We start from the raw sequence: 10,460 nt of genomic DNA, 5'->3' as shown, positions 1-10,460 counted from the left end.
CATGGCGACGAAGGCTTCGAAGACTTCCGGGCCGACCTCGAACTGGGCGTTGGAGATCGCCGGCCCCATCCACACCATCAGCTCTTCGGGATCGACACCCAGGGCCGCCACGCTGGCCTCCAGCACGCCGCCCGCCAGACCGCGCCAGCCAGCATGAGCCAACCCGACCCGCGTTCCCTGGCGATCGCAGAAGAAGACCGGCAGGCAGTCCGCGGTCAGGATCACGCAGGCGTGGCCACGGTCGAACGCCACCGAGGCGTCGGCCTGGGGCGGGTGCTGCCGATATCCGTCCTGGTAGCTCTGCATGACGCGTGCACCATGCACTTGGTCGAGCCACAACAGCGGCCGTTCGTCGCCGACCTCGGCAACCAGCCGATCCCGGCAGCGAACCACGGACGCGGGATCGTCCCCGACGTGGGCCGCCGGGTTGAAGGCGGCGAAGTCGCCACGACTGGGCCCGGTCTCCCGCGTGGTGACGAGGGCGCCCACGGTGCTCGGCGCGGGCCAGTCCGGCAGCAGCAGGGTCGGCGCATCGCTCGTCGAGGTCTCGGGATCGTCCGTCAGCGTCGACGAACACGAGGGTGAATGCATCAATCGGCCTCCTGATCCTCACGCAGCGCATCCAGCAACAGCAGCATGTCGTCCGGTAGCGGCGCCTTGCACTCGACCGGCGCCCCGCTGACCGGATGGTCGAAGCGCAGCTTGTGGGCATGCAGCGCCTGCCGTGGAAACGTCCTCAGCAGCGTTTTCAGTGACTCGCCCGCGCCCGCGGGCAACTTGAGTCGCCCACCGTAGACCGGGTCGCCGATCAGCGGATAGCGGACGTGTGCCATGTGCACCCGAATCTGATGCGTCCGCCCGGTCTCGAGCCGGCAGCGAACATGGGTGTGGCCGCGAAAGCGCTCGTTGACGCGATAGTGCGTGACCGCCGGCTTCCCCGAGGCGGTCACCGCCTGACGCTGACGATCCTTGGGGTGGCGCCCGATCGGCGCATCCACCTTGCCACCGGCGGTCATCGCGCCGACCACGATGGCGTCGTACTCGCGCGATACCGTCCGCGCCTGCAACTGGGCCACCAGCGCGGTCTGCGCCGTCAGCGTCTTCGCCACCATCATCAGCCCGGTGGTGTCCTTGTCGAGACGGTGAACGATCCCCGCCCGCGGAACCGCCGCCAGCGGCGCATGATGATGCAGCAGGGCGTTGAGCAGCGTGCCATCGGGGTTGCCGGCGGCAGGATGCACGACCAGCCCGGCAGGCTTGTCGATCACCATGACGTCGTCGTCCTCGAACACGATCGACAGCGGGATCGCCTGAGGTTCCCAGCGAGTCTCTTCCTCGAGCCGGGTGTCCAGCGCTAGCCGCTCGCCGCCGATCACCTTATCCTTGGGCCGGGCCTTCTCTCCGTCGACCGTCAGTTCCCCCTGCTGAATCCAGCTCTTGAGACGCTCTCGCGAGAAGTCGGGGAACATTTCGGCTGCGGCCTGGTCCAGACGTCGCCCGGCCAGACGATCGGGTACGCGCTCGTCGCGTTTGAGGATGTCAGCCATACGTGGGGATCGGTTCCGTTTCGCCGGTGCGTTTCGTCAGCACGTTTCGTGAGTGCGTTTCGTCAGCACAAAGGTTTGCTTTATAGTGAGTCGGATTCGGCGGATTCTAGCACGGCCGCCAAGGAATGGTTGATACGAGGATGATGATGCGATTTTCTGCGCGATGTTCCGCTCTGGCCGCCCTGTTGCTGGCAGGCGCACTGCTCGCTGGCTGCGCCAGCAACGAGCCTGCCCCCGACCTGCAGGAGCAGGATCTCTATAAGCAAGCCCAGAGCTCCCTCGATGCCGGCCGCTACAGCACTGCCGTGACACAGCTGGAGGCTCTGGATACGCGATTCCCCTTCGGCCGTTACGCCGAGCAGGCGCAACTCGAACTGATCTACGCCTACTATCGAGTCGAGGACTGGGAGAAGACCCGCGCCGCCGCCAGCCGCTTCATCCGCCTCCACCCGGATCATCCCCAGGTCGACTACGCCTACTACATGCGCGGCCTCGGCGCCTATCAGGCGGGCCGCTTCAGCCTCGAGAGCATGGAGCTGATCGATATCTCCAAGCGCGACCTGGGCGCCTCGCGTGACGCCTACGTCGATTTCGGCGAACTGGTGCGTCGCTTCCCCGACAGCGCCTATGCGCCGGATGCCCGCCAGCGCATCATCTACCTGCGCAACGTCATGGCCCGCCACGAACTTCAGGTGGCCGACTTCTATCTGCGCAAAGGGGCCTATGTCGCGGCCGTCGAACGTGGCCGCTGGGTGATCGAGCACTACCCGAAGGCCGAGGCGACTCGCGACGCGCTGGCGGTGATGGTGGAAGGCTACCTGGGGCTGAACATGCGAGACCGGGCCGAGACCGTGCTGCAGACGCTGATTCAGAACGATCCCGACAACAGCCAGCTCGACGGCGATACCTTCGTGCCCAAGCACGTCGATGTCGACCCGCCGCTGACGGCCAAAGGCTAGCCCCGGCTTCGCCGGGGAGCCGTAAGCGATAAGAGCGGCGCTACGCGCCGCCTGGAAGCTGAAAGAAGTAGCCGCTGTCCGCCAAGAGCGGTGTTGTGGGCTTTTGGTTTTTCTTACAGCTTATGACTTACAGCTCCCGACGAAGTCGGACGGGGATCAACTCCCCGGTTTCCAGCCGTTGACGATGGGATAACGACGGTCGCGGCCGAAGCCCCTGAGCGTGACCCGCACCCCGACCGGTGCCTGACGCCGCTTGTACTCGCTGCGATCGACCAGCTTGACCACCTGATAGACGTCGTCGCGCTCGAACCCGGCCTCGATGATCGCTTCGGCACTCATGTCGCCCTCGATGTAGCGCTCGAGAATCGCGTCCAGCACGTCGTATCCCGGTAGCGAGTCGCTGTCCTGCTGATCCGGCGCCAGCTCGGCAGACGGCGGCCGGGTGATCACCCGCTCGGGAATCGCCGGCTCCTGCGCGTTGCGCCAGTTGGCCAGGCGATAGACCCAGGTCTTGTAGACATCCTTGAGCGCATTGTAGCCACCGACCATGTCACCGTAGAGCGTGGCGTAACCCACCGCCATCTCGCTCTTGTTGCCGGTGGTCTGGACCATCAGGCCTTTCTTGTTGGAGATCGCCATCAGCAGCACGCCGCGCACGCGGGACTGCAGGTTCTCTTCCGTGGTGTCCGCCGCCAGCCCGCTGAAGCTCTCGGCCAGCGTCTCGGTGAACGCTTCGACCATCGGCGCAATCGGCATGACTTCGTAACCGACGCCGAGCATTTTCGCCTGTTCGGCGGCATCGGCCTGGGAGATCTCGGCGGTATAGTGATACGGCATCATCACCGCATGGACCCGATCCGGCCCCAGCGCGTCGACGGCGATCGCCAGCGACAGCGACGAGTCGATACCGCCGGAGAGCCCCATCACCACGCCCTTGAAGCCACTCTTGTTGACGTAGTCGCGCAGGCCCGTGACCAACGCGCAGTAGAGATTCTCCTCGGCGCCGGGCAGCGGCTCGCGCTCGCCGGGCTGGGGCTCCCAGCCGCCCGCCTCGTGGGTGAAACGGACCGGCATCAATCCGACCTGCCAGAACGGCGCCCGCACGGCGACCTCGCCGGCAGCGTCCAGCACCAGCGAACCGCCATCGAACACCAGTTCATCCTGGCCACCGATGGCGTTGACGTAGACCAGCGGCTTGCCCACTTCACGCGCTCGTGCGGCAAACAGGCGCTCGCGCTCCGCGGGCTTGTCGAGATGAAACGGCGAAGCGTTGAGCGTCACCAGAATGTCGGCACCGGCTTCGGACGATTGGCGCACCGGCGCGCCATCCCAGAGATCCTCGCAGATCAGGATGCCGAGCCGGGCGCCCCGGTGCCCGATCACCAGCGGCTCGCTCCCGGGCTCGAAGTAGCGATCCTCGTCGAAGACCTGGTAGTTGGGCAGCGCCTGCTTGGCGTATTCACCCCGCCATTCGCCGCCCAGCAGGATCCCCGCCAGATTGCGACGTTCGCCATGCCGCATGCCCGGATAGCCGACCACGACTAGCGTCTCCGGCGCCATCTTGCCGATCTTGCGCGCCATCTCTGTCAGCGCGTCCTGCAGGCGCGACTCCATCGCCTCGCGCAGCAGCAAGTCCTCCGGGGGATAGCCGGTCAGGAAGAGTTCGCTGAACACGACCACGTCCGCATCGTGCTCGATGCGCGCCTCGCGTACCGCCTCGATGGCCGCCGCGGTATTACCGGCGATGTCGCCGACCATCGGGTCCAGTTGGGCCATCACCAGGGTCAGGTCTTGCATGAGTACACTCGTCTCCAGACAGATGTGGCGCTCGGGCGCCTCGTTGGCTGCCGCTCATTTTCGCGCATGCCGTGGGGGGAGGCAAAACCGGCGTCAGTCCGACAGCCGGTAGGGCGAGGGGTCGACGATGGGTTCGCAGCCGATCAACTGGTCGACCAGCAGCCGAGTGGCGGCCGGCGCCAGCACCAGCCCGTTGCGGTAATGGCCGGCGTTGACGTGCAGCCCCTCGAATCCGGGCACCGCCCCGATCCGCGGCACGCCATCCGGCGAGCCCGGGCGTAGACCGGCCCAGTGATGCTCCACCGGACAGTCGGCCAAGGCGGGAACGATGGAGAGTGCACTGGCGTGCAGCGACTCGAGGGCTTCCGACGTCGTCTGCTTGTCGAACCCGACCTCTTCCAGCGTCGACCCGGCCAGCACCCGGCCATCTCCCCGCGGGATCAGGTAACGCCCATCCTTGAGCACGACCCGCCCGACCAGCCCCGGCGGCGCCTTGAACAGGATCATCTGGCCCTTGACCGGGCGCACCGCCAGCTCGATGCCGATATCCGCCAGCAGCGCTCGCGACCAGGCACCGGCGCAGACGACGGTCTGCCCGGCACGGATCGTGCCTTGCGACGTCGCGACGCCCCGGATGGCGTCCTTGTCGCGAATCAGCGCCGAAACCTCGCACCGTTCGTGGAGGCTCACCCGCGGCATCTGCAGTAGCCGCTCGCGCAGCGCCTTGCCCAGCCGCGGGTTGCGAATGCTGCCGAGGGTCGGCATCCACAGCGCACCATCGAAGCCCGGTGCCGCGCTCGGCTCCTTGGCGTAGAGCGCGTCGGTATCGATGCGCGTCAGCGGCTTGGCGACTTCCCGCGCCCAGGAAAGCGCTGCCTCGACATCGTCGACGCGCAGGTAGAGCAGACCCTTCTGGCGATACTCGGGATCGATGCCGGTCTCCTCGAGCAGTCGCCCGGCCAGTTCGGGATAGCGCCCCTCGGACCAGCTGGAGAGCGCCGAGATCGCCCTGGAATAGCGCCACGGGTAGAGCGGCGAGACGATACCGCCGCCGGCCCAGGAAGCCTCGCGGCCACACTCGCCGCGCTCGACCAACGCCACCGAATGACCGGCGTCGGCCAGTTGTAGCGCCGTCATCATGCCGATGACGCCGCCACCCACGATCAAGAAATCCTGCATTCGGTCGATATCCCGGCAAAAGGGCGATTCTACCATTCGCCAGCCATCCGGACCGCATCATGCCCCCAACCCAAGGCCCCGAGCCGGCTTCCTGTCGCCAGCGCGGCTTCACCCTGATCGAGTTGATGATCTGCGTGGTGATTCTCGGAATCCTGGCGACCTGGGCGGCACCCGGTCTCGCCAATCTGAGCGCCAGAATGACGCTCGACAGCGAAGTGGACCGGATATGGCAGTTGTTGAGACGGGCGAGGCAGGAAGCCGCCAGCAGCGGGCAGCCGACCTGGCTCTGTCCCAGTGGGGATGGGACGAGCTGCAGCGACAATGGCCAGTGGGACGATACCTTACTGCTGTTCATCGATGGCAACGGCAATGGCCAGCCCGACAGTGACGAGCGTATGCTCGCGGTGAGTCGCCCCAACGGCAATCAGGTCAGCATCACCGCCAACAGCTTTGCCAAGGGCCTGGGCTACACGCCGCTGGGATTCACGCGAGGACGACAGTTCGGAACCTTCACGCTCACCAACCCGGCTGCGGCCCGCGGAGGCCATAAGATCGTCGTGCACTTTGCCCGCATTCGGCTCGACACGGTCGATGCCACCGACCCAGGCAGCAGTGATGCGACCTGACGGGCCAGCTTCAATCACAGCTGCCCGGTGCCGGCGTTCGACTCCCCTGGCTGTCCAGACTCATGACATCGCACGCTCCGCTGGTGCGGCCATCCGCGCGGCTGGCGGTAATCGAGTAGCGCTGGCCGCCGCCGTCGATCGCCACGGTCAGACCGTATTGGGCGGTGCCACTCTCCGGTGACTGGCTGGGAGAGAGACCCAGTGTCGAAGGCGCGACGGCGCCGCCGGTGTCCTCCCCGTAGCGATAGGTCTGCGAGTAGCGCCGCTCCAGGTTCAGCGCCAGGGAATGCATCGCCGCCTGGGCGTCCCGCGCCTGCGCCCGCTCGACATAGCGGAGATAGCTCGGGACGGCGATGGCCGCAAGAATCCCGACGACCGCGACAGCGATCATCAGTTCGATCAGGGTGAAACCACGAGCCCGCGATAGTCTATCCACATCCGTCACTCCAGTTGGCGCCAGGTCACTCGGCCGAGCCGCATGCTGTTGAGCGGGGTCTCGGCGATTGTCACGGGAGACCCTCCACCAGTGCTTGCACTGATTTTCATCTCCTGCGTGCCGTCCTCTTTGACGAGCACTTTGGGGGTGAATATCGCTCCGTCAGTTGCGACACCGATCGGAACGTAACTGCCATCATCGTCACTGGACGGGTAATAGCTGTCCTGCTCATCGACTTTCCCGTCGCCGTTGACGTCCAGCACCGGTGTCGGGAAAGCCGAGCCGTACCAGGCATTCAACTCGTAGAGATAACCGGCGTCCTCGGCGCCGCAAACGCCATAGCCCGGGATCAACGATGAGAACAGAATCCGGTTGCCGCGCAGCGAGGGACCATCGACGACCCGTTCGGTGCCGGCAAAATCGAGATACCAGCCGTTGTCCGGATAGCGGCTCGTGTCGATGTCATCGAGATATCGCACCATGGCGGAAGCGGCATCCTGGTCGTCGAGACTCGTCTGGTGAAAAGCGCGTCCGGCCAGATCGGCACGTGTCAGCGTGTCGCCGCGGGCGACGCCATCCACGAAGTCCCTCACCGCGTAGAAGCTGTCGGATGTGCTGCGGTCTTGAGTGGTGGGCAAACCGTAGTTCTCCTCGCCGCCGGTGCCGAACAGCACCATCAGCCCGCCGTCCGGATGTCTACCGACCTCCAGTGTCGAGGTCATGACCTGACGCTCGCCCGCTCTGACGCCGCTGAAAAGCTGATGGATGCGGCCTTCCCAGCCAGCCGGGTCGGTGGAGGAGAGATCGAAGCGCCAGATATTCCCCTGCAGGTCCGCGCCGTAGACCAGATCGACGCGACCATCTTCATCGCGGTCCACCAGGGAGACGGCCATCATGCCATTGTCGCCGCTGTTGTCGGCGGCGCTCGGAGTCAACCGCATCACATCCGAACTCGACCAGTTGCCCCCAGAACCACCATCGACGAAGAGGATATACAGACTGGCCTTGCCTGCCTCGCTGGCATAACCGTTGCCGACCACGACGGCGAACCGCCCATTCTCCATCCGCACAACACTAGGCTGGTTGTAGATGTGGCCCAGTTGCTGGTCATCCTCTCCAAACACGGCAGCGTCGTCGGCGGGGGCGTATTCCCAGAGCGCGAGCGCGCTGGCATTCGACTCGCTGAAGCGAGTCGGATCAGTCACGTCGAGTGCGAACAGCCCCTTGCCGCCGGACCCCAGGCCGCTCGTCAGCAGCGAAAACCAGGCACCGGTGCCTGCCTCGCCATGCCGGGCATCCAGCACCGTCGGGCTGCCGTCGACATAATAGCGGTGCCGGTAATCGGGATCGGCGAGCTCGGGCAGTTGCTCGACCACGAGTCCAGGCACATACGCAAAGCGCTCGACCCCGGTGGCCGCATCGAAGCCGTGGAGCATGCCATCATTACCACCCACGTAGAGCATCTGGGCCCGCGTGCGTCGGGCGGTTCGGAACACGGCATAGCTCGTGTCGCCCTCATCCGGCACGTAGTAGGTATTGGGTACACCGACGAGATATGGCTGCGACCCTATGAAATCGCCCAGCTTGGCGCTTTCGCGGCCGTTCAACCAGAGCCGGTCACGCAGATCGCCGCCGTTACGCTGCTCGTTCTCGGTATCGCCGCGGATATACCCCACCACCTCCCGCAGCCGCTGGGTCATGTCGGCGCCGGTGCCCTCGAACGCCGACGTCGTGAAGGGGATCCCCGCCCCCGTGGCAGGATCCCGGGTGATGATCTGGCGATTGGCCGGCGACGGTAGCTGGCTACGGGCACTCCACACGCTGCTGATGGCGCCATCCTCTCCAAGCTTCACCGCCTGGACATCGCCGGACCAGCTGTACTGGTTGTTGTAGAGCGTCTGGAAAACATAGTCCTCGACCGCACCGTCGTAGCCGACGGTCACGCCGGCCCCCGTGCGGTTGGTGTTTTCCAGCACCTGGTCCAGCAGTTCGCGCAACGTATCCGCCAGCTCGCCGATACGGTTGACCTCGAAGTAGGCACCGGGAGAGCCGTCTTCGCGGCGGCTGTCGTTGCCGTACTTGGCAGCGTAATAGAGCGGCGTCTCCAGCTCCTGCCCCGTGTTGCCCGCCACCCGGTAGGTGGCGGTCGTGGCCGGGCTGCCGCTACAGGGGGCACTGGGCGGGCAGAGCGATCCGGGATAATTGTTGGTGTAGCTATTGATGCCGGTATGGACGTTGAAGCCGTCGCTCTGTCGAACCACGATCCGGTCGGCGTCCTCCCCGGTGCCGTAGCGCCCGCTGGTGCCGCTGAGAATATAGCCGAGACCGAGCGTGTGAGACGCCGCGGCGCGGGTCACGCTGGTGGTAATCGAGAGACGCTCGTCCGAGAGCACATAGCTCAGACGGACTTCCGCATCGAAATCGTAATCGCCGCCAAACTCCGAATCTTCCCAGTCGACCAGAAAGCTCCCGCTCGACCCATCGGACGCCTGCGACTCGACGAGAAAGTTGACGATCGCGCACTTGCCTCCCGCCGTGGTGTTGGAGCAGGCGGGGATCAGGGAGACGGACTTGCCGACCCCGATGGGTATCGACACGAGCGGTACGTTGGACGCGAGCTGCACCGCATAAGTATCGATCGGTTGGCCATCGTTCCCGTCGGGGCCGCGGATGACGGTATCGTGATGGGCGAAGCGCGCCAGTCCGGCCACGCTGTAGCCCCCTTCCAGGCCCGGCGCCGTGGGGCAGAGCCCCCTGGCATCGCTGAGCCCGGCAAGCGTCTTGGCCGTGCAGAACTTGTCACTCTCGGTGCTGGCGCTGGCGGGGGTCTGGCCGATGAAGTATTCCCCGGAAATTCCCTCGGCCGTGCCGACGGCATCGGTCTGAGCACGAATCTGCCCGGCGGAGACCGGTGACGAACCGGGTGCACCTAGATCGTCGTTGTCGAAGGATATCTCGCTGGCGTTGACCAGCAGCAACGAGTGCGCGGCACACCACTTGCCGGAGAGGTCGTTATCCCAGGCGGGCGACGTCAGCCCCGGAATGTAACTGGTCTCGACACTGCCGGTACCAACGGAAAACTTTTTCGTTGGCGACTTCTCGCCACCCATGTAGCGCAGCGCCTCGAGGGTAATCTCGCCGAAGGGGTTGCCCCAGTTGGAGCAACTGCCGTTGTCGAACGAGCTTCTTCCCCAGGGACAATTGTCACCTGAACTCGAGTTGTAGTTACTGTCCTGATAGCTGTATTTCGCAATCTTCAGCGCGTCGAGGTTGCTGACGATCCCCTTGTGATCATTCTCGAATACGCCAGTGGCGGCACTGAACTCACGACCGAAACCTTCGAAATTCGCCCTCAGCACTCCACCTTGCTTATTGTTCTCGTACGAACCTGTCAGCAGGCCGAAATCGATATCATTGGCGTAAGCATGCAGGAGCCCCGTTGGTTTCGAATAGAGGGAATCGGGGTACGAGGTACAGTTCTCACTCCCGCCCGACGTGGCACAGACTTCGACCCTGGCCCGATATTCCCGGGAGCCATGCGACATCCTGTAGGGGAAATCGCCCCAATTCTGGCGTTCACCCCGCCAGGGACACTGCGACTGTTCCGTACTCGCCCATTGGGGCCAGCCTACCTTGCCGCCATTCTCGTTACCTGTGGCAACGCGGATCAGCGGAGGATCGTTCACCCTGCCGGAGTCTATATTTGCCCGTGGATGGTACGTCGTATTGCAGAACGTGACCGCGCTGGCGCCGGTGATGACGGCCACACGGCCGTCGAAACGAATCTCACTCATGGTCTCTCCTCGTCTCTCGTCGCATTCGGGAAGCCCGCAGCGATAGCGCGGGCCGGAGCAGTCTAACCGATCCCAGGCCGCTAGGGGCGGGGCCGGAAAACGCCGGGCCGGGTACTCTCGCG

The 10,460-nt window shown here is 65.0% G+C and carries 8 protein-coding genes; 2 read left to right on the top strand and 6 right to left on the bottom strand.

All coding sequences use genetic code 11. The features are described 5' to 3' along the window. Together AC3AYF_RS13370 and rluD are read right to left on the bottom strand one after the other, a co-directional pair. Positions 1-591 (bottom strand): purine nucleoside phosphorylase YfiH/LACC1 family protein (locus AC3AYF_RS13370; protein WP_487779841.1); only part of this gene is annotated, 591 nt, incomplete at its 3' end. Continuing rightward, the gene (gene rluD, locus AC3AYF_RS13365; protein WP_295038923.1) at positions 591-1,547 is read right to left on the bottom strand and encodes a 23S rRNA pseudouridine(1911/1915/1917) synthase RluD; all 957 of its coding nucleotides are present in this window, start codon (positions 1,545-1,547) and stop codon (positions 591-593) included. The genes AC3AYF_RS13370 and rluD, both read right to left, overlap by 1 nt. Positions 1,548-1,693: 146 nt before the next feature. Here rluD and AC3AYF_RS13360 point away from each other — a divergent pair, with 146 nt between their 5' ends. Next, entirely contained in the window at positions 1,694-2,506 is an 813-nt protein-coding gene (locus tag AC3AYF_RS13360; protein WP_295038922.1) for an outer membrane protein assembly factor BamD, read from the top strand. A 156-nt stretch (positions 2,507-2,662) separates the two neighbouring features. Here AC3AYF_RS13360 and AC3AYF_RS13355 read toward each other — a convergent pair whose 3' ends face one another. Both AC3AYF_RS13355 and thiO read right to left on the bottom strand, forming a co-directional pair. Next, entirely contained in the window at positions 2,663-4,303 is a 1,641-nt protein-coding gene (locus tag AC3AYF_RS13355; RefSeq protein WP_295038920.1) for an NAD+ synthase, read from the bottom strand. Between the two features lie 93 nt (positions 4,304-4,396). After that, on the bottom strand, positions 4,397-5,482 hold the full coding sequence (gene thiO / locus AC3AYF_RS13350) for a glycine oxidase ThiO (RefSeq protein WP_295038919.1): 1,086 nt from the start codon (positions 5,480-5,482) through the stop codon (positions 4,397-4,399). 59 nt (positions 5,483-5,541) lie between these two features. Here thiO and AC3AYF_RS13345 point away from each other — a divergent pair, with 59 nt between their 5' ends. Then, positions 5,542-6,108, top strand: coding sequence for a GspH/FimT family pseudopilin (locus tag AC3AYF_RS13345; RefSeq protein ID WP_295038917.1), 567 nt, complete (start codon positions 5,542-5,544; stop codon positions 6,106-6,108). A 10-nt stretch (positions 6,109-6,118) separates the two neighbouring features. On the opposite strand, the gene AC3AYF_RS13340 is transcribed toward AC3AYF_RS13345, so the two are convergent. Next, positions 6,119-6,544: a type IV pilin protein gene (locus tag AC3AYF_RS13340; RefSeq protein ID WP_295038916.1), complete on the bottom strand. Its 426-nt coding sequence runs from the start codon at positions 6,542-6,544 to the stop codon at positions 6,119-6,121. Positions 6,545-6,549: 5 nt separating this feature from the next. Next, positions 6,550-10,338 (bottom strand): pilus assembly protein, encoded by a 3,789-nt coding sequence (locus tag AC3AYF_RS13335; RefSeq protein ID WP_487779840.1) that lies wholly within the window; start codon positions 10,336-10,338, stop codon positions 6,550-6,552. Positions 10,339-10,460: the final 122 nt, after the last annotated feature.

The organism is Salinicola sp. (assembly GCF_982684285.1).
This window is presented reverse-complemented; position numbering and strand designations above follow the sequence as displayed.

Excerpts from the sequence above, each read along its gene's own strand:
- rluD (WP_295038923.1), bottom strand. The coding sequence starts at position 1,547 with ATGGCTGACATCCTCAAACGCGACGAGCGCGTACCCGATCGTCTGGCC.
- AC3AYF_RS13360 (WP_295038922.1), top strand. The coding sequence starts at position 1,694 with ATGCGATTTTCTGCGCGATGTTCCGCTCTGGCCGCCCTGTTGCTGGCA.
- AC3AYF_RS13355 (WP_295038920.1), bottom strand. The coding sequence starts at position 4,303 with ATGCAAGACCTGACCCTGGTGATGGCCCAACTGGACCCGATGGTCGGC.
- thiO (WP_295038919.1), bottom strand. The coding sequence starts at position 5,482 with ATGCAGGATTTCTTGATCGTGGGTGGCGGCGTCATCGGCATGATGACG.
- AC3AYF_RS13345 (WP_295038917.1), top strand. The coding sequence starts at position 5,542 with ATGCCCCCAACCCAAGGCCCCGAGCCGGCTTCCTGTCGCCAGCGCGGC.
- AC3AYF_RS13335 (WP_487779840.1), bottom strand. The coding sequence starts at position 10,338 with ATGAGTGAGATTCGTTTCGACGGCCGTGTGGCCGTCATCACCGGCGCC.